Origin of the sequence: Flavobacterium sp. (assembly GCF_041392085.1) — a bacterium.
In the GTDB taxonomy this organism is placed as follows: Bacteria; Bacteroidota; Bacteroidia; order Flavobacteriales; family Flavobacteriaceae; genus Flavobacterium.
In genome coordinates, this window is sequence record NZ_JAWKMW010000004.1 from 479,896 (window position 1) to 504,285 (window position 24,390).

Below are 24,390 nucleotides of genomic sequence, written 5' to 3' on the forward strand. Positions count from 1 at the left end.
CTATAAACGCATTAAAGAAAATAATTTTACACATTCTACGGCTTCTTTCACGTCATGCACTCGCAGTATGGAAGTTCCTTTGGTCAACGCAATCATGTTGAGTGCTGTTGTACCGTTTAGGGCGAGTTCAGGAGACGACTCAAGTGGTTTATAAATCATTGACTTCCTTGAAACTCCCGACAAGATTGGTAATTCCAAATTCTGAAACAAATCTAATTTTTGCATAATTTCGTAATTCTGTTCGGTTGTTTTGGCAAATCCGAAACCGGGATCGATTATCACATCATTTATTCCGAAACTCCTCGCCTGAGTCACTTTCTCAGAGAAATAAAATAACATTTCTTTGACAATATCATCATATTGAGTCAAATTCATCATAGTTTGTGGTGTTCCTCTCATATGCATCATGATATAAGGAACCTGAAATTTTGCCACGATATTCATCATATTATTATCCAAACCTCCGGCTGAAATATCGTTAATTATAGCCGCACCGTTTTCAATAGAAAGTTTCGCAATTTCACTTCTAAAAGTATCCACCGAAATAATCGCATTAGGAAATTCTTTTACAACCAATTTTAAAATAGGCAGTAATCGGTTTGCTTCTTCTACTTCAGAAACAAAATCAGCATTGGGTTTGCTGGAATAGGCACCAATATCAATAAAATCAGCCCCTTCGTTCAATATCACTTCTATCCTTTTTAGAATTTCGGTTTCTTGTTGGTATTTTCCACCGTCGTAAAAAGAATTGGGCGTGATATTTAAAATACCCATTACTTTAGGTCTAGTTAAATCGATTAAATTTCCTAAACAGTTTATTAACATGTCGTTTAAAAAAAGGATTTAAAAAGTAGTTTCTACTTGTATTGAAAATTGTATTTTTGAAAATCTTATACAAATATAACGGAATAATGAATAGTACCTCACAACAATATGATAAAGTCATTGCGATTTGCAGACAGTTATATTGCAATAAAATGAAAGATTATGGCAGTGCGTGGCGAATTCTTCGACTACCTTCACTTACCGATCAAATTTTTATCAAAGCCCAACGTATTCGAAGTCTTCAGGAAAATGAAGTAAGAAAAGTAGAAGAAGATGAAACCGGAGAGTTTATAGGTATAATCAATTATTCTATCATGGCTTTGATTCAGCTTGAAAAAGGTGTGGTTGAGCAACCGGATTTAGGCTTAGAGGAAGCCACTCGTTTATATGATGAAAAAATTGCCGAAACCAAATCGCTTATGGAGAATAAAAATCATGATTATGGTGAAGCGTGGCGGGATATGCGGGTAAGTTCGTTAACCGATTTGATTTTACAAAAACTACTTCGTGTAAAGCAAATTGAAGATAATAAAGGGAAAACATTAGTCTCTGAAGGAATTGATGCCAATTACCAAGATATGATTAATTATGCTGTTTTTGCCTTAATTCATCTGGGATTTCACGAAAAATAACCAAATATAACACATTGCCAAATTAACTTATAGACACATTATCAGCATGAAAATTATCACACATATTTCCAGAATTCTAGTCGGATTATTGTTCATTATTTCCGGATTAATCAAATTAAACGATCCGGTTGGGTTTTCTTTTAAACTCGAAGAATATTTTTCTGAAGGTGTATTAAACCTCCCGTTTCTAATTCCGATTGCTTTGATGATAGCTGTTTTTGTGGTTATTTTTGAGGTGGTTTTAGGTGTAATGTTGCTCATCGGTTTTAAACCCAAATTTACCGTTTGGAGTTTGTTTTTAATGATTGTATTTTTCACTTTCCTCACCTTCTATTCTGCCTATTTTAATAAAGTCACCGATTGTGGTTGCTTTGGCGATGCTTTAAAATTAACACCTTGGGAATCGTTTACAAAAGATGTTATTCTTTTGATTTTAATATTGATTTTGTTGATTAATTTAAAATATATTCAACCGCTATTGGGACGATTAGCTTTAAACATCACCGTTTTAGCTGCTTATATTTTTTGTTTGTGGATGGCTTACGCCGTATTAATGCATTTGCCGTTTATTGATTTTAGAGCCTATGCTGTGGGAACCAACATTCAAAAAGGAATGGAAATTCCGGTCGGTGCACCCATGTCAGAGTATGAAATGATTTTTATTTACAAAGTAAATGGTATTGATACAGAATTTTCTCAAGCCGATGTTATGGCAAACAAAGTACCGGAAACTGCTGAATTTGTAGATCGAAAAGATAAATTAATCAAACAAGGATATGTGCCACCTATTCATGATTTTACCATAGAATTGGAAGGAAGTGATTATACTGAAGACATGTTGAACGAGCCAAAATTAATCATGCTAATTTCGTATGATTTAACAAAAGCAGAAAACGATGGATTGAATGAATTAGAAGATTTTTATCAAAAAGCTACTGAAAAAGGCTACAAAGTAATCGGTATGACTTCTTCAGACAAATCGATTATTGAACAAATCAAAGCGGAATACAAATTGAGTTTCGACTATTATTTTTGTGATGCAACTACTTTAAAAACCATTGAAAGAGCTAATCCAAGCATTGTTGTTTTAGAGAAAGGGACAATAGTGGAGAAAAAGCATTTTAATGATATTGATCAAGTAACTTTAAAATAAGTTGGTTCGCTATTTCCTAAATAAAATTGGTTATGCTTTACTTACACTATTTGGTGTAATTACGGTCATTTTTATATTATTTACAATACTTCCGGGAGATCCGGCCCGCATGATGTTGGATCAAAATGAAAATTCGGAACAACTAGCAATAGTGAAGAAAAAATATGGTTTTGACAAACCGATTTCAACTCAATATCTATATTATTTGAATGATTTGTCGCCCATTTCTTTTCATAGTTCTAATCCGGAAGATTATACTTTTTTATCGAAAGGAAAATACAATGCCTTTGAATTAGTGAAGTTTGTAAATACAACAACTGTTTTAAAAACACCTTATTTGAGAGAAAGTTTTCAAAAAAGCGGTAAAAAAGTAACTGTTGTAATTGGAAACACACTACCAAACACCTTCATCCTAGCCATTTTTGCCATTATCATTGCCATTGTTTTTGGTGTTTTTTTAGGAATTATTTCTGCTCTTTATAAAGACACGTTGTTAGACCGAATTATTGCTTTAATTAGTACATTAGGAATGAGTGTTCCCTCGTTTTTTAGTGCCATTTTATTTGCATGGTTGTTTGGGTTTGTATGGCATCATTACACCGGACTCAACATGACAGGAAGTCTCTATGAAGTGGATGATTTTGGAGAAGGTAGTTATATCCAATGGAAAAACATCATTCTTCCGGCAATTGTCTTAGGAATTCGTCCACTAGGGGTTGTAATCCAGTTGATGCGAAATTCATTATTGGAAACATTTGGACAAGATTACATCAGAACAGCCAAAGCCAAAGGATTAAATTCCTACCAAATTATTAAAAACCATGCGTTAAAAAATTCACTCAATCCTGTGGTTACCGCTATTTCCGGTTGGTTTGCTTCGATGTTGGCCGGAGCTGTTTTTGTAGAATATATTTTCGGTTGGAACGGACTTGGAAAAGAAATCGTAGAAGCATTGAACAACTTGGATTTGCCCGTTATCATGGGCTCCGTTATCGTTATTGCTACCACTTTTGTAATAATCAATATTTTAGTCGATTTGGTTTATGCCTATTTAGATCCAAAAATTAGGTTAAGCTAAAACGATTTCGGTTTTAATTAGGACTTTTTTGGGATTTCATTTCCTGAGTTATTGTAAATTTGTGTGATAAAAAATTAAATTATGAAAAAAATAATATTGTCTTTTTTTGTTGCGTTAGGTCTGATTTCTTGTTCAAATGCTCAAAAAACGGAATTCTCAAAAGAAGCTTTGGCTGACAAAATGCTGTCTGTTGACGGAACTGAATTAGCTTTTTCAGATATCTTAAAAAAATACGAAGGCAAAACCGTTGTCATTGATGTTTGGGCCTCTTGGTGTCCGGATTGTATCAAAGGAATGCCAAAAGTAGAAGCGTTGCAAAAACAATTTCCTGAAGCAGTTTATTTGTTTTTATCGTATGATAAAACCCCTGAAAGTTGGGCAAAAGGAATTGAAAAATATGCTGTGAATGGCGAACATTATTTGATTTTATCCAAATGGAAAGGCGGTACGTTCAGTAATTCAATTGATTTAGATTGGATTCCGCGTTACATTGTACTGGATAAAAAAGGAAAAATTGCTTTATATAAAGCCATTGAAGCGGATGATGAAAAATTGATATCGACCATAAAAAACCTAAACTAATGAGACAAAAAATTGTTGCAGGAAACTGGAAAATGCATAAAAATGCAGAAGAAACCGAAGATTTATTAAATGAACTAATTGACAAAATTCCGACTGATTTAGAACAAAGAGTCATTGTTGCTCCAACATTTGTGAATTTATCAGCCGCAGCCGATCATTTGGAATTCACCAATATTGAAGTGGCAGCACAAAATATGCATCAAGCAGAGGGCGGAGCTTTTACCGGAGAAATTTCGGCATCCATGTTAAAAAGTGTTGGGATTAATATCGTGATTTTAGGTCATTCTGAACGAAGAGCTTATTTTCATGAAACAGATGCCTTGTTAGCCAACAAAGTTGACACAGCTTTGAAACATGAAATGGAAGTAATTTTCTGTTTTGGCGAAGAATTAAAAGATCGTCAATCGGGACAACATTTTAATGTAGTTGAAAATCAATTGAAAGATGGTTTGTTTCATTTAGAAGCCTCGGCTTGGAAAAATATTATTTTAGCTTACGAACCGGTTTGGGCCATTGGAACAGGAGAAACTGCTTCTCCGGATCAAGCACAAGAAATGCACGATTTCATTAGAGATACCATCAATAAAAAATATGGAAATGCTGTTTCAGAAGATGTTTCCATTCTTTATGGCGGAAGCGTAAAACCTGAAAATGCGGCCGAAATTTTCTCAAAACCCGATGTAGATGGTGGTTTAATTGGTGGAGCCGCTTTAAAAAGCGATGATTTTACAAAAATTGTATTAGCGGTATAAGTTACTTTAGTAAATAAAAAAGTCGTCTTTGAGTTTTCAACGACGACTTTTTTTATGATTTTTTTTATAAGAAAGATAGTATTTAAATTTATTTTGTTATTTTAGCATTAGTATATAATCTTTAAAACCAATAATTTATGAAAAAACTTCTACTTGCTATTTTTTTGATTGGCATTTCAGTTGGATATGCTCAATCTTTTGTTTGTGGTAATGGTGACGAACCCGTTAACAACTCTACTAATGCTACCCCCTCCCAATTTTAGTTATGATGCTGACACAAAGTATGTTTTAAATGTGAAGTTTCATATTGTGTATGAAAACGAAGAAAATCCAGTATTTCCAGACGAAATAATTGTAAATAGCCAACAAGTTAACCAATTTGGAGAAGCTGAAATCATGGAAATTCTAAAAGACATGAATGTTACATTTAATCCACATAATATTTTCTTTAAATACAAAGGTTTTGACGTATCCTATAATTCAGACGTTACGAATGGACTACAAAACGGATCATCAATATCCTCACTAGGAGTGACCGACAATAATGCTTACAATATTTATTTTGTAAACTATACACATATTGGTTCTGCTTATGCGACTCAAGGAAATACCAGAGCGGTTTTTTCGTTTAGTACAATGAGTGATATAATCAGAGTACAAGTATTAGGACATGAATTAGGCCATTGTTTTAATTTACTACATGTTTTCAATAATTATAATTCTAGTCAATGTGAACATGTAACGAGAGACGTAAACTCTCCTCTTTATAATGCAAATGTTGCAGGAGACTTTGTTCATGACACACCTGCTCAATCCTTTCAATCATGGTTTAATGGCTGTGAATATATTTATAATCCCAATAGTACAGACTGTACAGGAGAACCTTATGTAGATGTTGTCCCTGCTAATTATTTAGGATATGATTCAGATTCAACTTGTGGCTATCATTTTACAACCGGTCAGGCCGTGCGAATGAGAACACACTTACAGAATCCTCCAATGCCTCATATTTTACAAACATTTAATACAATTGAAAGTTTATACGAACCTTTTGAAATAATTCCTTATGCAGGAACAATTATCAGGAGTGTTACTGATAACAATGATGGGACAGCAGAAGTGTGTAGAAACACATTGTTAAGACATCGTTTTCAAAAAAGTTTTGATTATGTTTTTACCAATGTAAATCCGTCTGACCCTACTTTTGCAACTATAAATGATTTACCGGAAATCATTAATACTACATATACATTTGGTGTTCAAATTAATCAAGTAGACCCAACAATTACAAATGATTTTTTTGTAGATTGTAATCGACAACCTTTTTGTCAAATTGAAGATTTTGTGCAAGGACGTGTCATTTCTACAAAAGTGTTAGGTTCAATGAATTTGACTTTAGAGGAGTTAAATGAGATACAAGTAAAAGATCCAGAACTCTATGACAAATTAATGAGCGAATACTATCATATTATTACTAAGGAAACTGAAAGCGGTGCTATAAAACAAACAGTAATTTACAAAGAATAATAATATGAAGCTTATATTAATATTAATAATAACTTCATCTATTACTTTTGCTCAACCCGGCATTGAATGGCAGAAAACCATTGGCGGGAATAATATAGATGCTTTTAAAAAAGCTATACTGTTATCTGATGGTTATTTATTATCAGGACAATCACATTCGAATATTTCCGGGGATAAAACTGTAGACGGTTTTGGGGGTGTTAGTCATGGATGGATTGTAAAAACAAATTTGAATGGAATCATAGTATGGCAAAAGGCTTACGGTGGAACTGGTGGAGAGACAAATTATGATGTTTTAAAAACAGATGATAATGGATTTCTGATATCTAATAGATCCAGTTCTAATATATCAGGCAACAAAACTGAAAATTCAAGAGGTGAGGGAGATTATTGGCTTGTAAAAACAGATGAACTTGGTAATATTGAATGGCAAAAAACCATTGGAGGAAGTGGTTCAGAGTTTGATGTGATGGCTATACCATGCTCGGATGGTGGTTATTTTGTTGGAGGTAGCTCCAGATCGCCTATTTCTGGAGAAAAAACAGAAAATTTCAGAGGTTTTTCCTCTTTAAATGCTGATTTTTGGGTATTAAAGTTAGACGAAAATAGAAACATTGAATGGCAACGAACCATTGGCGGTGAGGATGAAGACCTTTTTAAAACCGTTTGCCAAACCAATGATGGTGGTTTTTTACTTGGTGGTCGTTCCAGATCAAACATTGGGTTTGAAAAAAGTGAAAACAGTCGAGGCAATAGTCATGATTTTTGGATTCTTAAATTAAACCCTCAAGGCGATATTGAATGGCAAAAAACAATTGGAAGTACAGATACCGATTTACTCTCAGATATGCTAATCACACCAGAAAATGATATTTTGATTGGCGGTACTTCGGCAGGCTTAATTTCAGGTGATAAAACAGTTGAATCAAATGGTTTGTCAGATTTTTGGGTACTCAAATTAACTAATTTAGGAGAAATTGTATGGCAAAAGTCGATTGGTGGCAATGACCAAGAGTCGCTTAATCGAATGACACTCACAATTGATGGCAATTATCTTTTAAGCGGTAGTTCTAGCTCTTCTATTTCAGGAGACAAGACAAGTAATTCAAGAGGTTCAAATGATTATTGGATTGTTTTAATCGATTCGGAAGGAAATATAATTGGACAAAAGACAATTGGTGGTTCTGAAAGTGAAGGCCTTACAAACATTATTGAAACTCCCGATGGAGGTTATTTTGTAGCTGGAAGTTCATTGTCAGGAATATCCGGAGAAAAAACTGAAATAAGCAGAGGACAATCTGATTATTGGGTTTTAAAACTGGAAAACAATAGCTTGTCATTTACGAATCCTATTCTATCTAGTTTAAAAATTTATCCTAATCCAACTACAGAATTGGTTAACATCAAATTATCTACTAACTTCACAGGTATGATAACTCAAACAGATATTTTGGGTAAAGAAGTCAAGAGTTTGACTATTTCTGATTCAAAAGAAGCATCTTTTAGATTAGAGGGATTAAATGGTATTTATTTTTTAACTCTAACAACAATTTCTGGAGAAAAAGAAAGCATTAAAATTATTAAGAAAAAATAAATAGTTTGAAAACAAAAAGTCGTCCAAAAATTAATTTCGGACGACTTTTTTTATATAATTCATTTTCGATTAATCATTCATAGAAATCAAAAACTCTTCGTTGTTTCTGGTTTTCTTGAATCGGTCGTTGATAAAATCCATTGCTTCAACAGGATTCATGTCAGCTAAATATTTTCGCATAATCCACATACGTTGAATGGTATTTTCATCCAATAATAAATCATCACGACGTGTGCTTGAAGAAGTTAAATCAATTGCAGGAAATATACGTTTGTTGGCAATTTTTCTGTCTAACTGAAGTTCCATATTACCGGTTCCTTTGAATTCTTCAAAAATAACTTCATCCATTTTTGAGCCTGTTTCAGTAAGAGCTGTGGCAATAATACTTAACGACCCACCATTTTCAATGTTTCGAGCAGCTCCAAAGAAGCGTTTTGGTTTTTGTAACGCATTGGCATCCACCCCACCACTTAATACTTTTCCTGAGGCAGGTTGTACCGTATTGTAAGCTCTCGCTAAACGTGTAATGGAGTCTAAAAGCACCACCACATCGTGTCCACATTCTACTAAACGTTTTGCTTTTTCTAAGACGATATTAGCAACTTTTACGTGGCGATCAGCAGGTTCATCAAATGTCGAAGCAATTACCTCACCGCGAACATTACGTTGCATGTCGGTTACCTCTTCCGGGCGTTCATCTATTAACAAAACAAGCAAATACACCTCCGGATGATTCGCAGCGATGGTGTTGGCGATGTCTTTCAACAACATGGTTTTACCGGTTTTAGGTTGAGCCACAATCATACCTCGTTGTCCTTTTCCTATCGGAGAAAACAAATCGATAATACGGGTTGAAACGGTAGCTTGCTTTTCGGCTAATTTGAATTTTTCTTGTGGAAAAATCGGTGTCAAATGTTCAAAGGAAACTCTATCGCGAACCACTTGCGGATCATGTCCGTTAATTTTTAAGACTTTTACCAAAGGAAAAAACTTCTCTCCTTCTTTTGGTGGTCGAACCACACCTTTTACCGTATCTCCGGTTTTAAGACCAAAAAGACGAATTTGTGAAGTTGATAAATATATATCATCAGGTGAAGCCAAATAATTATAATCAGATGAACGTAAAAATCCGTATCCATCAGGCATCATTTCTAAAACGCCTTCACTTTCGATGATTCCATCGAACTCATAATCGGCATCGCGATAGTTCGTCTTTTTATTTTTAAAATTTGGATTATGGTTTCCGTTCCCATTACCATTTTGGTGCTTTTGAAAAGATTGGTTTTGCTGACGTTGAGGCTGATTTTCTGTATTTGAAACCTGGTTATCATCTGTTATAGTAGAAGCTTTAATTTCTGCTGAATCAGTTGTTTCCGGTTGGTCACTTTTCTCTTTAAATACTTTCTTCTCAAATTTTGATTTGGAGAATTTAACAGGTCTATCATCAATTTTAGCTTCTTGATTCGTTTCCTCAGGATTTGGTTTAATTTTCTTCGCATCAAATTGATTTGTTTTTTGCTCGGAAGTAGCTGAGGTTTCAGAAAATAAATTAGAAACTTGCTTATTACCCTCTTTTGGAGTAACAATTCTTGCTCGCTTTGTATTTGATTTTGATTCTACAGGAGACTCATTTTCAGTATTCAAAGTACTATTTTGTTTTTCAATAATTCTTTGAATTAAATCGTCTTTTTTTACTCCGTTGAATTTTATTGTTTTAGCGGCTTTCGCAATTTCTTGAAGCTCAGAAAGCTTCATTTCTTTTAATACAGAAATATCAAACATGAATGTTCTTAAATGTTAAATTTAGTCGGAAAATGTAATGAGGTACACTATAAATATCTTATCTGTTGTAATGAAGAAAAAACAGATTAACAGTGCAATATTACAAATATTTTTTAATAAACAATAGTAATTATTAAAAAAGAAAAATATATTTTTGCTGAGTTAATAATAAAAAATGTTACAAAGAATACAATCTGTTTATTTATTGGGTGCTATCTTGTGTTCCGGGATTTTACCTTTTCTTTTACCTTTATGGTATGATGAAAATGGTTTTCCTTTTTATTTTCAAGGAGATTTGCCTATTTCCATTTTATTTGGTTTCAGTGCTTTATTGGCAACATTGGCTATTATTTCTTACCGAAAAAGACAACATCAATTTGTTTTGTGCAGATTGAATATCATATTAAATGTAATTTTATTGTTATTATTTGTGTTGTATGCCCCAAAATTATCTGGAGACCCCTATGTGTCTAAGAAGGGTATTGGGCTGGTTCTTCCTTTACTTTCTATCGTATTTTTAGCGTTAGCCAATATCGCTATTCAAAAGGACGAAAAGCTCGTAAAATCGTCGGGCAGGCTACGTAAATAATACTGTAAACTTAGTTTATTTTAGTGCGTTAAAATCCGAATCTTTTGATTCGGATTTTTTATTTAAACGATTAATCATTTAATGAAAGTTATTTTTTTTACATTTGGTAATCATAATTTCTATTAGAAAATCTATTCTTTTGTATGTCTGATAAAATAAAAATTCATTTGGCCGACGATCATCAAGTCTTAATTGACGGAATGCTTGCTGTGCTCAAAACTAATTCAAAATTTGAAGTTGTAGGGCATTCTTTAAATGGAATAGACTTAGTAAGTAAACTTAGTTCAAATGGGGCAGATATTTTGATAATGGATATAAACATGCCCCACAAAGACGGAATTGAAGTACTTAAAGAACTTACAGAACAAAACATTGGTTGCCGAGTCATAATATTGTCAAGTTATGATGATATTAAATTGATTAAGGAAGTGCTAAAATTGGGAGCAAATGGTTATTTATCCAAGCAATGTGCCGGAGATAGCATAATTGAAGCCATTGAAAGTGTGGCTAGTGGAAAAGATTATTTTTCACAAAATATTCAAGAAAAAATTTTTAATTCTTTTTCTGGTAATTCTTCAGAAACAACTATTAATGAAGCCACTGTAAAATCACTTTTAACGGATAGAGAATTGGAGATTTTAAAACTCATATCTCTAGAATACAGTGGTAAAGAAATTGGTGAAGAACTGTCAATAAGTTTAAATACGGTAGAAACTCATCGTAAAAATTTAATCAAAAAACTGAATGTTAAAAACACAATCGGAATTGTGAAATTTGCTATTAAAAACAACTTAATTAAACAATAACTATGGAACTTTTAGGGACTTATTCAACTGAGAGAATTGATACAGACAACTATAAATTAACCTATTTCTATCCCGACAATTGTACAACCGGAGTAACTGAAAAAGATGGTGTTTATTCGATTACAATAGATCTGCAAAATGGGCAAACCCAACCATCAGCTAAATTTATTTCTGCCGAAATAAATTGTAAACAATACAATAGTGAAATTGAAATTATATTTATTCAACAAAGTTACAATTCTATCGAAAATAATTGGGGGGCTGGAACAGCTTCAAAACCTAAAGTAAAAATATTCGTCAATGGATAGAATTTTTATAATAATTTTTTTTTTACTTTTTTTAGGTACTATTTCTTTCAGCCAACCAAAAGTTGACTCAATTGATTATTATTCAGAAAAAAAAGAACTAATTAAAGCTATAAACTATGCGAAAAAGAAATCAGATGATTTTTTAGCACAAAAAAAATATTTTGATTTTTGTAGAATTTCTGTCCGGAAATCAAAACTTTTCGGCACGTTGAATGATCATGAAAAGGCATTAAACACATTATACAAAGCACTATCTGTTTCAGAAAAAAATAAATTGAAAGGTCGTGCAGAAATAATTGAACAAATTGCAACTCGTTACTCGATTATCAGTGATACCAATAGAGCTTTTAAAAATTATTATAAAGCAAAAAAAATTGCTTTAACAGAGAAAGATACAGCTTCTCTAATTCATGTTTATCATAATCTATTTCGGCTTCATACAACAAAACGAATAGACAGCTCATATTATTACATGAAAAAAAAGTTTGTATTAGACAAATTGACAAATTCAATTTCTGGACTATCATTCAGTTATAATAATCATTTTGTATACTATACTTTAATAAATGAAAAGGAAAATGCGAAATCTTATTTAGATAGCTCATATAATTTCGCAGTAAAAAACAATATTAAAAGTTCAATTATAGGCACTTTAAGCAACTACGGATATTACTATATGCAATATGAAAATAATTTTAAAAAAGGAGCCGAGACATATGAAAAAATCAAAAACGAATACAAAGATGATTTAACTACATTTTATTATGTAGAATTATATTTAAACTTAGTTTATGCTTATGAACAAATAGGTGATTATAAAAAAGCAAACTTTTACAGCTCTTTAGCTTATGAGTACAGTCAAAAGTTATACAACGAAAACCTTAGTGATAAAATCCGGGAAATAGAAACCAAATACAACATCGCAAAAGTTGAAGACGAATTTAAGGAGAAATCCAAACAACTGGAAGAAAGGCAAAGCCGAAACAAAAAAATCATATTTATTTTTGTAGCCTTATTCGGATTTAGTTTGGTGTTATTTTACTTCTTTTATCAAAACTTACAATTAAAACAACGCAATAAAATTAAGGAATTAGATAGTGAAATTCAGGAAAACATTATCAACGCATCCATAGACGGACAAGAAATTGAACGAAAAAAACTTTCTGAAGTACTCCACGATAATATTAGTGCTTTACTTTCATCAGCCGGTTTGCATTTATCAGCTTATTTAGTGGGACATAAAGGTGAAATTCCGGAAGAGATTGTAAAAGCTCGTTCACTTTTAAAAGAAGCTCACGATCAGGTTCGGGACTTATCACATGAATTGGTTCCGCCTGTATTAGCCAAACTAGGTTTGTATTATGCTGTACAAGATTTGTGTGAAAAAAATTCTAATTCAGTGATACATTTTACATTCAACTTTTTTGGTTCCAACCAAAAAAGGTACAACGAAGATTTTGAAATTAAAGTCTACTTTATCATTACTGAATTAGTTAATAATATCGTAAAACACAGTAAAGCAAAAAGTGGTTACATTACTTTGGAAGAAAAGAACGATTGCATCATTATCAATGTAGAAGACAACGGAAAAGGTTTTGACAGTTCTAAAACATATACTAGTGATGGTTTTGGGATAACTCAAATTAAGGCACGTGTAAAAAACTTAAAAGGAAAAATTACCATTACTTCTAAAATTAATGCCGGGACTTTGGTTTATATCAAACTACATATTCCACATTAAACTTTTTTATCCATTTCTATAATTTCTAACCCCTTTATTTGCTCTCCGTCAATTTCAAATCGAAGCATGGTACGTACTTGGTGAAATCCATGTATCCCTGCTGCTCCCGGATTCATGTGTAGCAAATTCAACACCTTATCATACTGAACTTTCAAAATATGCGAATGACCGCAAATGAATAATTTTGGGGGATTAATTCTTAGTTTTTCCCAAATAGCTTGATTATATTTTCCGGGATAACCGCCAATATGCGTGATTAAGACCTCAACTCCTTCACAAAAAAAACGATTGTTCAAAGGAAACTCCATTCGAGCTTTGTCATTATCAATATTACCATAAACAGCCCGTAGCGGTTTGAGTTTTTTAATTTGGTCTGTTACCGACAAATCACCAATATCACCGGCGTGCCAAACTTCATCAGCTAAACGAACATATTTTAAAATTTTTTCGTCAATGTAACTATGTGTATCCGAAAGAAGAAGGATTTTTTTCAATATTTAAACTATTTGTAGACTATACACAAACATACAAATTAGTTATAATTCAAACCAAAAAACTCATTTTTCACAACTCCTTCCTTCTTTCACAAAGTTTAACGTAAAATTATACCTATTCTAAATTTGTCACAATTTCAATTCAATTATCTTTGTTAATTGAATTATGAGATACTTTATCAAACTAGCTTACAACGGAACAAATTATCACGGGTGGCAATCACAACCTAATGCTGTAACTATTCAAGAAACTTTAGAAAAAGCTCTTTCTCTTTTATTTAAAAATAAAATCGAAATTGTAGCTGCCGGTCGTACAGATGCAGGTGTTCATGCGAGAGAAATGTTTGCTCATTTTGACTATAATGATGAAATTAGTAGCTCTTTTTGGGTACCAAAACTCAATTCCTTTCTTCCAAAAGATATAGTAATCTATTCCATTTTCAAAGTAGATGCAGAAGCTCATGCCCGTTTTGATGCTATTGAACGTACCTATGAATACCATATTCATTCTGCCAAAGATGCATTTATAAACGAGTTAAGTTGGTATCATTTTTATCCGTTGAAATTGGAAAAAATGAATCAAGCAGCCAAAATTTTATTAGATTATACTGATTTTGAATGTTTTTCAAAAGTTAATACTGATGTTTTCACTTTTAATTGCACAATAAAAAATGCCATTTGGCAACAAAACGAAAACAATTTAGTCTTTACTATTACTGCTGATCGTTTCTTGCGTAACATGGTGCGAGCAATTGTTGGTACAATGATAAACATTGGCCAAGAAAAAATTGACCCCGAACAGTTACGAACCATTATCGAAAGTAAAAACCGTAGTCAGGCAGGATTTTCTGCTCCGGCACACGGCCTTTATTTAACCCAAATTTCTTATCCCTACAGCACAGAATGAAAGCTTTTGACACTCATTTATTCAAACGAATTTTATTCTATACTAAACCTTATCAATGGCGATTTAGAGGAGTAATTTTTTGGGCAATTGGACTTTCTGTCTTTGCTGCCCTTCGCCCCTATTTATTGAAAAATACAGTGGACGATTATATCAAAACACATGACAATCATGGCTTGATGTTCTATATTCTTTTGATGGGAGTCGTTTTAATTCTCGAAGTACTATCGCAATTTTATTTTGTCTATTGGGCCAATTGGTTAGGACAAGACATTGTACGGGATATTCGTGTAAAGCTTTTTGATTATATGCTACGGTTCAAAATGAAATATTACGATAATTCTCCGGTGGGTCAATTGGTTACTCGTTCTGTTTCTGACATCGAAGCAATTGCAAGAATATTCAGCCAAGGTTTATTCATGATTATCAGTGACTTAATGAAGATGATTGCTGTTATTTTTGTTATGTTTTATATGAATTGGAAACTTTCTTGGATTGCCATACTGGCCATGCCTATTTTGCTCTATGCAACCCGCATTTTTCAGTTAAAAATGAAGTCAGCATTTGAAGAAGTTCGAACTCAAGTAGCAAACATTAACACTTTTGTACAAGAAAGAGTGACCGGAATGAAAATTGTTCAACTCTTTTCGAGAGAACAAATAGAATATGAGAAGTTTAAAATCATCAATGATAAACACAAGAAAGCTTGGATTAAAACGGTTTGGTATAACTCTATTTTCTTTCCAATTGCAGATTTAGTCACTTATTTCACGTTGGCTTTTGTCATTTATTTTGGTGGATTATCGTTAATTGAAGGAGAAACTACTACCACTTTTGGTGATTTATTTACCTATACGATGTTGATTGGAATGTTATTTAACCCTCTCCGACAAATCGCAGATAAATTCAACGAGATGCAAATGGGTATGATTGCCGCTAATAGGGTCTTTGCTATTTTGGATATTCAAGACCAAGTACAAGAAAACGGTTTGGTTGAAGCTCCTCACTTTGTTGGGAAATTATCTTTTCAAGATGTCCGTTTTGGTTACATTGAAGATGAAGAAGTAATTAAAGGCATAAATCTAGAGGTTAATCCTGGAGAAACAATAGCTATTGTTGGCTCTACAGGAGCAGGCAAATCAACGATAATTAATTTATTAAATCGATTTTACGAAATTCAAAGCGGAACCATTTCAATCGATGGAAAAAACATCAACGAATTCGATCTAAAAAGCCTCCGAAAACAAATTGCCGTGGTTTTGCAAGATGTTTTTTTGTTTGCCGACACAATTCTGTGTAATATCACACTTGATAACCCAAAGATTACAAGAGAAGATGTAATTGAAGCAGCAAAAAAAATTGGCGTTCACGAGTTCATCATGTCTTTACCCAATGGTTACGATTACAATGTAAAAGAACGAGGTGTGATGCTCTCTTCTGGTCAACGCCAATTGATTGCTTTTTTGAGAGCTTATGTTAGTAATCCAAGTATATTAATTTTGGATGAAGCCACTTCTTCGATTGATACCTATTCGGAGGAATTAATTCAACAAGCAACAGAAAAAATAACCAAAGGAAGAACCTCTATTGTGATAGCTCACCGTTTAGCAACTGTTGTGAATGCAGATAAAATTATTGTAATGGATAAAGGAAAAATTGTAGAACAAGGTAAACACGCCGAACTTTTACTGAACGAAAAAGGTTTTTATAAAAACTTATACGATTCTCAATTTATAGTTGAACAATAAAAAGTTATTCTTTTTCTGCTATCAGTTTCAGATAACCAACAACAGACAACAGAAAACTGTCCTTAAAAACTTTTTAAAAACATATTAAATCATTAAATTCGCACTCTGTAATTACGAAAAAACATAGATAATGAAATACGATGTTATTGTTTTAGGTAGTGGTCCCGGTGGCTATGTAACAGCAATCCGTGCCTCACAATTGGGCTTTAAAGTAGCCGTTATAGAAAAAGAAAACTTAGGCGGTGTATGTTTAAATTGGGGATGTATTCCCACCAAAGCACTTTTGAAATCTGCTCAAGTGTTTGAATACCTGAAACATGCTTCAGACTATGGTCTTACTGTAAAAGAATTCGATAAAGATTTTGGAGCAGTTATCAACCGTAGTCGTGGAGTGGCAGATGGAATGAGTAAAGGTGTACAATTTTTAATGAAGAAAAATAAAATTGATGTCATTGAAGGTTACGGCAAAATAAAACCAGGCAAAAAAATTGACGTCACTGCTGCAGATGGCAAAGTGACCGAATACTCCGCAGAGCATATCATTATTGCCACCGGAGCTCGTTCACGAGAGTTACCTAATCTTCCTCAAGATGGAAAAAAAGTAATTGGCTACCGTCAGGCTATGACACTTTCGGAACAACCAAAAAAGATGATAGTAGTTGGTTCCGGTGCCATTGGGGTTGAATTTGCCAGTTTTTATAATGCGATGGGAACTGAAGTAACTATTGTAGAATTTATGCCGAATGTAGTACCGGTAGAAGATGAAGATATTTCAAAACAATTTGAACGTTCTCTCAAAAAATCAGGTATTAATGTGATGACAAATTCTTCTGTAGAACGAATTGACACAAGCGGAAATGGTGTTAAAGCATTTGTAAAAACAGCCAAAGGTGAAGAAGTCTTAGAAGCCGATATTTTGCTTTCAGCAGTAGGAATCAAAACGAATATAGAAAACATTGGTTTAGAAGATGTTGGTATTGCCGTTGACCGTGATAAAATTTTAGTAAACGATTATTATCAAACCAATATTCCGGGTTATTATGCCATTGGTGATGTTACACCCGGACAAGCTTTGGCTCACGTGGCTTCTGCAGAAGGAATTTTGTGTGTAGAAAAAATTGCAGGTCATCACGTAGAACCTATTGATTATGGAAACGTTCCGGGTTGTACCTATGCTACACCTGAAATTGCTTCTGTTGGGTTAACAGAAAAGCAGGCAAAAGAAAAAGGATATGAATTAAAGGTTGGTAAATTTCCGTTTACAGCTTCCGGAAAAGCTAAAGCGGCCGGAACTCCAGACGGATTTGTAAAAGTTATTTTTGATGCTAAATACGGTGAATGGTTGGGCTGTCACATGATTGGTGCCGGCGTAACCGATATGATTGCCGAAGCCGTGGTAGCTCGAAAATTAGAAACAACAGGACACGAAATTCTAAAAGCTATTCACCCGCACCCAACGATGAGTGAAGCGGTAATGGAAGCTGTGGCCGATGCCTATGGTGAAGTGATTCACTTGTAGAAATAATAATAAAGTACAAAACCGTTCAACTTAAAAAGCTGAGCGGTTTTTTTATTATTGAATAAATTAAAGTAAAGAAGCCTCCTTCTTCGCCAATTCAAATTCTTCCATAACCGAATCAATAATTTCTTTTACCGGTTTGATATCGTGAATTAATCCGGCAATTTGACCGATTTCTAATTCGCCTTCCTCTAAATCACCTTCAAACATTCCGCGTTTAGCTCTCGCTCGACCTAACAATTCTTTTAATTCTTCGGTGGATGGACATGACGAATACAATTCCTGAAGGTCATTGTAAAACTTATTCTTTATTAATCGAACGGGAGCTAGTTCTTTCAATGTAACCAACGTATCGCCTTCTTTCGTGTCAATAATAGTTTGTTTAAAGTTTACATGTGCCGAACTTTCTTCAGATGCGGCAAAGCGGCTTCCCATCTGTACGCCATCAGCACCTAAAATCATAGTGGCCAACATTCCTCTACCGGTAGCAATTCCTCCCGCTGCAATTAGCGGAATAGAAATATTTTCTTTGACCATCGGAATTAATGTTAAGGTGGTGGTTTCTTCTCTTCCATTGTGTCCTCCGGCTTCAAAACCTTCGGCTACAACGGCATCTACCCCAGCCTCTTGTGCTTTTAGTGCAAATTTTGAACTACTCACTACATGCACTACAATTATTCCTTTTTCTTTTAGGAAAGAAGTCCATGTTTTTGGGTTACCGGCAGAAGTAAAAACAATTTTCACCCCTTCTTCCACAATAATTTGCATGATTTCTTCAATATTCGGATACAACATCGGCACATTTACACCAAAAGGTTTATTCGTCTCCTTTTTGCATTTTTGAATGTGATTACGCAAAACGTCCGGATACATCGAACCGGCACCTATTAAACCTAAACCACCGGCATTACTGACGGCACTTGCTAATTTGTAACCACTGTTCCAAATCATTCCACCTTGAATAATTGGATATTGTATATTGAAAAGAGAAGTAATTCTATTCATAAAATTTAATTTATAATAAAGTAGCAATTTACGAAATTACTCCTGAACCTACTAATTCATCACCCACATTCCAAGCTACAAATTGTCCTTCAGTGATGGCAGATTGTGGCTCTCTAAAAACGACATAGAGTCCACTTTCAAATTGATATAACGTTGCTTTTTGCAATACTTGACGGTAGCGAATCCTTGCCATCACTTCCATTGTTTCACCATTATTTAAACGTAAATCTTCTCTAATCCAATGAATCTCTTGAGGCTGAACTTTTAAAGTATTACGAAATAATCCGGGATGAGATTGTCCTTGTCCGGTATAAATAGTATTTGTCATAATATCAGTTGCAATGATGAATAAAGCTTCCTTTGTTCCTCCCACATTCAATCCTTTTCGTTGACCAATAGTAAAATAATGTGCACCTTGATGTTTGCCCACTTGTTTTCCCATAGTCTGCAAATACTGAATTGATTGAGCATCATGACTCAATTGTGATTCAACTGTTTCAAAAATTGGCCTTTCTGCATTATAAATTGAATCGCTTTTATCAATTTCAACTATTATTCCTTCTTTGGGTTGCAGTTGTTGTTGTAAAAATTCCGGTAATCTTACCTTTCCAATAAAACACAATCCTTGTGAGTCTTTTTTTTCTGCGGTGATTAAGTCTAGTTTAGAAGCAATCTCACGCACTTGTGGCTTGGTTAATTCTCCAATGGGAAATAACGATTTTGCCAATTGCTCTTGCGATAATTGACATAAAAAATAGGATTGATCTTTGTTGTTGTCAATACCTGCAAGCAATTGATAGATTTCTTTTCCATCCTTCTCAAGAATTCCTTTGCGACAATAATGTCCGGTTGCAACAAAGTCTGCTCCTAAAGAGAGAGCTATTTTCATGAATACATCGAACTTGATTTCACGATTGCAAAGTACATCGGGATTTGGTGTTCGCCCGTTTTCATATTCTTTGAACATGTAATCTACAATACGGTCTTTGTATTCCTCACTTAAATCGACCGTTTGAAATGGAATTCCAAGTTTTTCCGCAACTAAAAGAGCATCGTTGGAATCTTCTAACCACGGACATTCATTAGAAATTGTCACCGAATCATCGTGCCAATTTTTCATAAACAAACCGATGACTTCGTAACCTTGTTCTTTTAACAAATAGGCCGCTACGCTGGAATCTACACCGCCGGAAAGTCCGACTACTACTCTTTTCATTTCTTTTTTTGCAAAGGTAATTATTTCTGAAATTACTGTTTCTGTGCTTTAACTTTTCTTTTAGCTTCGCCAAGTGCAGTTTTGGGTTTGGCTTTTTTCTTTTCGCTTCGGTTTTCTTCTTTAACTAATTTTCCTTTTTCATAAAATTTCCAAATTCCTACCGATTTTCCTTTTTTGTATTCGCCTGTAGAATATTTATCGCCTGCTGCTTCTCTAAAAATAGCTTGCCCATGATATTGCCCGTTCTTAAAAAACGATTCTTCTAAAATCACACCATTTTCTGCCACTTTTTTATAAGGTCCTTCCTTTATTCCGTTTTCATAATATGATTCTTCAGCAATTAATCCGGTATTGTAAAATACTTTTTTTACACCATGTAATTGACCATTTTTATAATTTTCTAAATTCATAATAGTGTCCGATCGAAGGTGATAAAATTTCCATTCACCTTCATGCATCTTATTGACTAACTTACCCTCGCTGACTTTGTATTTACCATTAAAAATAATGGTATAGCATGTTCCGTCATTAGCAGAAAAATCCCTTGTGGCAACAATTTTCTTTACTTTTGTATTGTCATAAAAGGTAAAAACACCTCTTTCTTTCCCGTGATCAAACTCACCTTCGTATTTAAGATTTTTGGTATCATCATAATAACCTTTCCAAATGCCGTGTTTGTTTCCTTCTTTATCCAATTGATTAATTTTTTCCTGTGCCAATAGAGATGAAGAGAAATAAAGAAAAATAAAAATTAATTTTTTAAACATTTGTCTTTCCATATTTTTTTTATTTGTAAACTACAAAAAAACAAAAATAGTATATTTCTTAGATTGATTTGCTATTGATTCTGTTGTAATCTATAACAAAAGTGCTTTCAAACGGATGAAGACTTCCAATGCAATATATAGTTTTATGCTTTTTACATTTTAATAAAGTTGAACCAATACCTTTAACGAGATGATTTTGTTTTTTTTTTAAATGAAAATATTGTTTGTTAAATTTTTATTAAAATTAAACAAATACATTAAAATAAATATCCATGCCAATTGTAGCTCACACCCTTTATTTTTAAGTAATTTAGCTATTTAATAAAAATTCACAAGATGGATGTTCTATATTTTTTGTTTATCTTTTTTTTATAATGATTAAACAATATTAAAAATATTATTTATATTTGTCAAACAATAAAAAACTCAATAACTATGAAAAAAGAAAAAATTTTAAAATCAGTTTTCATTGCTTTCTTAGCAATAGCTACACTTTCCTGTAGCGATGATGATTCAAACCCACCTCAAAGCAACACGATTGCTGCCATAGCTTCTCGTACTCCTGATTTGAGTATTTTGGTCGAAGCTTTAGATCGTGCCGGGTTAGTAGCAGCTGTAGACGGAACCACACAACTTACAGTTTTTGCACCGACTAACGATGCTTTTCAAGACTTTTTAAACGACAATGGATTTGCTAATCTAGAGGCTGTTCCAGTTGACGTATTAAGACAAGTATTATTGAACCATGTTGTTACCGGTAGCGTACAATCGTCTCAATTAACAACCGGTTACATTGAAACACTAGCGACTTTCGGCGGTACGGAAACCGGCAACAATTTAAACATGTATGTAAATACTTCTGCAGGCGTTAGATTGAATGGAGTATCTAATGTTGTAACACCTAATATAATAGCCTCCAATGGTGTTGTACACGTTGTAGATACTGTAATTGGATTACCGACTGTAGTAACTTTTGCCGCGGCAGATACTAATTTTACAGCTTTAGCAGGTGCTTTAACCGCACAAGGTCTTGTATCCACTCTGAACGGTACTGCAAGTTCACCTTTTACCGTTTTTGCTCCAAAAAATGCCGCTTTTGCTGCGTTGGATGCCGAATTCCCGGGAGTAGTTGGTTCACTGACCTCAGATCAGTTAACTGCTGTACTAACTTACCATGTTGTAGCTGGGGCAAATGTTTTATCTTCTACTTTAACAGAGGGACAAATGGTTACAACTTTTGAAACAGGAACTTTAACAGTTGGTCTAACAGGCGGAGCTAAATTGACCGATGAAAGAGGCAGAGTTACTAATATTGTTGCTGTAGATGTTCAAGCAGCTAATGGAGTAATACATGTATTAGACAACGTATTATTACCAACTTTTGATTGATTATAATTTGCTATGAAAAAGAAAAGCTCCGATAATTCGGAGCTTTTTTTATGTCCTATTTTTTCAAATTCTTTTGCTTTTCAGCTTCTTCCATCATTTCCTGCATTTTGCGTTGGAAACGGTTCATGGTTTTGGGCTTTGTTTTGTTTTCTTGAATTTGAGCATGAATTTTATCTTCATTGATGATATAGTTTTTTATCACCAACATAATGCCGATGGTAATGGTATTGGATATAAAATAATACAAACTCAATCCGGAAGCAAAATTATTAAAGAAAAACAACATCATTAACGGGGAAATGTAAATCATAATCTTCATGATTTTACCCATGTCCGGCATACCTTCTTGCGGCGGAGTACTCATCGCCTGGTCTCCAGTTGTCATACGCATGTAAAAGAAAATAGCAATAGAAGCTAAAATCGGGAACAAACTCACGTGACTCCCATAAAAAGGAATATAAAAGGGCAAATTAATAATGGAATCAAATGAAGATAAATCATCTGCCCATAGGAAACTTTTTTGTCTTAAATCAATTGCAGAAGGGAAAAAGCTAAACAAAGCATAGAAAACCGGTATTTGCAGTAAAGCGGGTAAACAACCCGCCATTGGGTTTACTCCTGCTTTGGAATACAATTTCATGGTTTCTTGTTGTTTCTTCATAGGATCTTTTGCAAATTTTGCTCCTAATTCTTGAATTTCAGGACGCAAAACCTTCATCTTGGCTTGTGATAAATACGATTTATAGGTAACAGGTGACATGACAATTCTAACCAAAATAGTTAAAACAATAATGGCAATTCCGTATGGTAAAAACAGGATTAGAAAATCAAAAGTTGGTATAAAAATGTATCTGTTTATCCAACCAAAAATTCCCCATCCTAACGGAACAATTTCGTCTAAGTTCTTATCATACTCATTTAAAATATGATAATCCGCCGGACCATAATACCAATTCATATTGTAATTTACTTCGCCATTTTTAAAAGCTAACGGAACCGAAGCTTTAAATTGTTTGGTAAACAAGGTATCTTTTTCTTCATCTTTTACCAAATTTTCAGAAACAACTACCGCTTTTTCAAAAGGAGTGTCTGTCAATAACACAGAAGTAAAAAAATGTTGTTTAAAAGCAATATAAGAGACATCTACCGGCTCATCAGAAGTAGAAGAACCTTGTCCTAAATAATCATCTTTACCACCTTCGTATTCAAAAATCAACTCGGTATAACGGTTTTCGTATGTTACACTTTTCTCATTGCGATAGGTTTTAATTTTCCAATCTAAATTTAACGGATCAGATGCATTTAAAACCGTATTTAATCCTTGTGAACGAATAGCAAAATCGAGCATATATTCGTTAGGTTTCAACACGTAGCGGTATTCTAAGAATTTATTGTTTCCTGCTTTCAATTTTAAAGAAACCACTTGATTTTTACCCTCTTTTGTAACCGTTGGTTCAAAAAACAAATCTTTAGTGTTTAAGGTACGGTTGTCATTGGTTTTTAATTCGATGTTAAAATCAGCATTTCCGTCTTTAATCAGATGTACTTTTTTTCCGGAGCCTTTACGAAATTGCTCAAATTCTTTCATTTCGGCTTCAACGATATAACCTCCTTTGTTCGCAATTTTTAAACGAACAACTTCATTTTCAATTGTGGTAAATACTTCTTTTGCAGATGGAAGTGTTGCCGAATAAGCAAACGAACCTAAACTGCTTTGCAATTGAGCTTCCTGTATAGAATCAGAAATTGGAGCAACTATTTTGGCTGTCTCTTTTTCGGTAACTTTGGTTGGAGTTGCGTCTGCTTTCGAATCAATTTGTTCTTGTTGAGCTTGCTTAACCTTTTCTTTCGCTTCGTTTTGTTGACTGTTGTACATCACCCAAATCAAAATCAGGAATATTAATCCGAATCCGATAATTGAGTTTACATCTAATTTTTTTTCTTCCATTTACTTAAATTATTACAATTTCTGCGTTTCT

At 33.6% G+C, this 24,390-nt stretch carries 23 protein-coding genes; 16 read left to right on the forward strand and 7 right to left on the reverse strand.

Annotated elements, in window-relative coordinates; translation table 11 throughout:
* Positions 1-825: a dihydropteroate synthase gene (gene folP, locus R2782_RS02255; protein WP_371266435.1), complete on the reverse strand. Its 825-nt coding sequence runs from the start codon at positions 823-825 to the stop codon at positions 1-3.
* A gap of 86 nt (positions 826-911) precedes the next feature.
* Between folP and R2782_RS02260 the strand changes: the two genes are divergently transcribed.
* The 8 genes from R2782_RS02260 (at position 912) to R2782_RS02295 (ending at position 8,143) form a co-directional block, all read left to right on the forward strand.
* Positions 912-1,457, forward strand: coding sequence for a DUF1599 domain-containing protein (locus R2782_RS02260; RefSeq protein ID WP_371266436.1), 546 nt, complete (start codon positions 912-914; stop codon positions 1,455-1,457).
* A gap of 46 nt (positions 1,458-1,503) precedes the next feature.
* Entirely contained in the window at positions 1,504-2,610 is a 1,107-nt protein-coding gene (locus tag R2782_RS02265; RefSeq protein WP_371266437.1) for a BT_3928 family protein, read from the forward strand.
* 1 nt (position 2,611) lies between these two features.
* The gene (locus R2782_RS02270; protein WP_371266438.1) at positions 2,612-3,688 is read left to right on the forward strand and encodes an ABC transporter permease; all 1,077 of its coding nucleotides are present in this window, start codon (positions 2,612-2,614) and stop codon (positions 3,686-3,688) included.
* An 81-nt stretch (positions 3,689-3,769) separates the two neighbouring features.
* Positions 3,770-4,270 carry a TlpA family protein disulfide reductase gene (locus R2782_RS02275; protein ID WP_371266439.1) on the forward strand — a complete coding sequence of 167 codons (501 nt, stop codon included), beginning with the start codon at positions 3,770-3,772 and terminating at the stop codon, positions 4,268-4,270.
* The gene (gene tpiA, locus R2782_RS02280) at positions 4,270-5,022 is read left to right on the forward strand and encodes a triose-phosphate isomerase (RefSeq protein ID WP_371266440.1); all 753 of its coding nucleotides are present in this window, start codon (positions 4,270-4,272) and stop codon (positions 5,020-5,022) included. The genes R2782_RS02275 and tpiA overlap by 1 nt, the downstream gene beginning before the upstream one ends.
* Before the next feature lie 137 nt (positions 5,023-5,159).
* Positions 5,160-5,285 (forward strand): hypothetical protein, encoded by a 126-nt coding sequence (locus R2782_RS02285; RefSeq protein WP_371266441.1) that lies wholly within the window; start codon positions 5,160-5,162, stop codon positions 5,283-5,285.
* A complete protein-coding gene (locus R2782_RS02290) occupies positions 5,263-6,549 on the forward strand; it encodes a M43 family zinc metalloprotease (protein WP_371266442.1) in 1,287 nt (428 codons plus the stop codon). The genes R2782_RS02285 and R2782_RS02290 overlap by 23 nt, the downstream gene beginning before the upstream one ends.
* A gap of 4 nt (positions 6,550-6,553) precedes the next feature.
* Positions 6,554-8,143 (forward strand): T9SS type A sorting domain-containing protein, encoded by a 1,590-nt coding sequence (locus tag R2782_RS02295; RefSeq protein ID WP_371266443.1) that lies wholly within the window; start codon positions 6,554-6,556, stop codon positions 8,141-8,143.
* A gap of 69 nt (positions 8,144-8,212) precedes the next feature.
* On the opposite strand, the gene rho is transcribed toward R2782_RS02295, so the two are convergent.
* Positions 8,213-9,925, reverse strand: coding sequence for a transcription termination factor Rho (gene rho, locus R2782_RS02300; RefSeq protein WP_371266444.1), 1,713 nt, complete (start codon positions 9,923-9,925; stop codon positions 8,213-8,215).
* 175 nt (positions 9,926-10,100) lie between these two features.
* On the opposite strand from rho, the gene R2782_RS02305 reads away from it, so the two are divergent.
* From R2782_RS02305 to R2782_RS02320, 4 genes are all read left to right on the forward strand, one after another.
* Positions 10,101-10,514 (forward strand): DUF4293 family protein, encoded by a 414-nt coding sequence (locus R2782_RS02305; protein ID WP_371266445.1) that lies wholly within the window; start codon positions 10,101-10,103, stop codon positions 10,512-10,514.
* A 143-nt stretch (positions 10,515-10,657) separates the two neighbouring features.
* Positions 10,658-11,320 (forward strand): response regulator, encoded by a 663-nt coding sequence (locus tag R2782_RS02310; protein ID WP_371266446.1) that lies wholly within the window; start codon positions 10,658-10,660, stop codon positions 11,318-11,320.
* 2 nt (positions 11,321-11,322) lie between these two features.
* A complete protein-coding gene (locus tag R2782_RS02315; protein WP_371266447.1) occupies positions 11,323-11,628 on the forward strand; it encodes a hypothetical protein in 306 nt (101 codons plus the stop codon).
* A complete protein-coding gene (locus R2782_RS02320; protein ID WP_371266448.1) occupies positions 11,621-13,369 on the forward strand; it encodes a sensor histidine kinase in 1,749 nt (582 codons plus the stop codon). Before R2782_RS02315 ends, R2782_RS02320 begins: the two co-directional genes overlap by 8 nt.
* On the opposite strand, the gene R2782_RS02325 is transcribed toward R2782_RS02320, so the two are convergent.
* The gene (locus R2782_RS02325; protein WP_371266449.1) at positions 13,366-13,863 is read right to left on the reverse strand and encodes a metallophosphoesterase; all 498 of its coding nucleotides are present in this window, start codon (positions 13,861-13,863) and stop codon (positions 13,366-13,368) included. The genes R2782_RS02320 and R2782_RS02325 overlap by 4 nt on opposite strands.
* A 166-nt stretch (positions 13,864-14,029) precedes the next feature.
* Between R2782_RS02325 and truA the strand changes: the two genes are divergently transcribed.
* From truA to lpdA, 3 genes are all read left to right on the forward strand, one after another.
* A complete protein-coding gene (gene truA, locus R2782_RS02330) occupies positions 14,030-14,770 on the forward strand; it encodes a tRNA pseudouridine(38-40) synthase TruA (RefSeq protein WP_371266451.1) in 741 nt (246 codons plus the stop codon).
* The gene (locus R2782_RS02335) at positions 14,767-16,515 is read left to right on the forward strand and encodes an ABC transporter ATP-binding protein (protein WP_371266452.1); all 1,749 of its coding nucleotides are present in this window, start codon (positions 14,767-14,769) and stop codon (positions 16,513-16,515) included. Before truA ends, R2782_RS02335 begins: the two co-directional genes overlap by 4 nt.
* A gap of 130 nt (positions 16,516-16,645) precedes the next feature.
* Complete coding sequence (gene lpdA / locus R2782_RS02340; RefSeq protein ID WP_371266453.1) at positions 16,646-18,034, forward strand: dihydrolipoyl dehydrogenase; 1,389 nt, start codon at positions 16,646-16,648, stop codon at positions 18,032-18,034.
* A gap of 66 nt (positions 18,035-18,100) precedes the next feature.
* Here the strand turns inward: lpdA and R2782_RS02345 are convergent, their stop codons facing one another.
* Genes R2782_RS02345 through R2782_RS02355 form a run of 3 tightly spaced genes read right to left on the reverse strand, consistent with a single transcriptional unit; the run spans position 18,101 to position 21,034 of the window.
* A complete protein-coding gene (locus R2782_RS02345) occupies positions 18,101-19,039 on the reverse strand; it encodes an NAD(P)H-dependent flavin oxidoreductase (protein ID WP_371266454.1) in 939 nt (312 codons plus the stop codon).
* A gap of 28 nt (positions 19,040-19,067) precedes the next feature.
* Positions 19,068-20,255, reverse strand: coding sequence for a tRNA 2-thiouridine(34) synthase MnmA (mnmA, locus tag R2782_RS02350; protein ID WP_371266455.1), 1,188 nt, complete (start codon positions 20,253-20,255; stop codon positions 19,068-19,070).
* Between the two features lie 32 nt (positions 20,256-20,287).
* On the reverse strand, positions 20,288-21,034 hold the full coding sequence (locus tag R2782_RS02355; protein WP_371266456.1) for a toxin-antitoxin system YwqK family antitoxin: 747 nt from the start codon (positions 21,032-21,034) through the stop codon (positions 20,288-20,290).
* A 423-nt stretch (positions 21,035-21,457) separates the two neighbouring features.
* On the opposite strand from R2782_RS02355, the gene R2782_RS02360 reads away from it, so the two are divergent.
* The gene (locus R2782_RS02360; RefSeq protein ID WP_371266457.1) at positions 21,458-22,411 is read left to right on the forward strand and encodes a fasciclin domain-containing protein; all 954 of its coding nucleotides are present in this window, start codon (positions 21,458-21,460) and stop codon (positions 22,409-22,411) included.
* Positions 22,412-22,466: 55 nt separating this feature from the next.
* Here R2782_RS02360 and yidC read toward each other — a convergent pair whose 3' ends face one another.
* Positions 22,467-24,359: a membrane protein insertase YidC gene (gene yidC, locus R2782_RS02365; protein ID WP_371266458.1), complete on the reverse strand. Its 1,893-nt coding sequence runs from the start codon at positions 24,357-24,359 to the stop codon at positions 22,467-22,469.
* Positions 24,360-24,390: the final 31 nt, after the last annotated feature.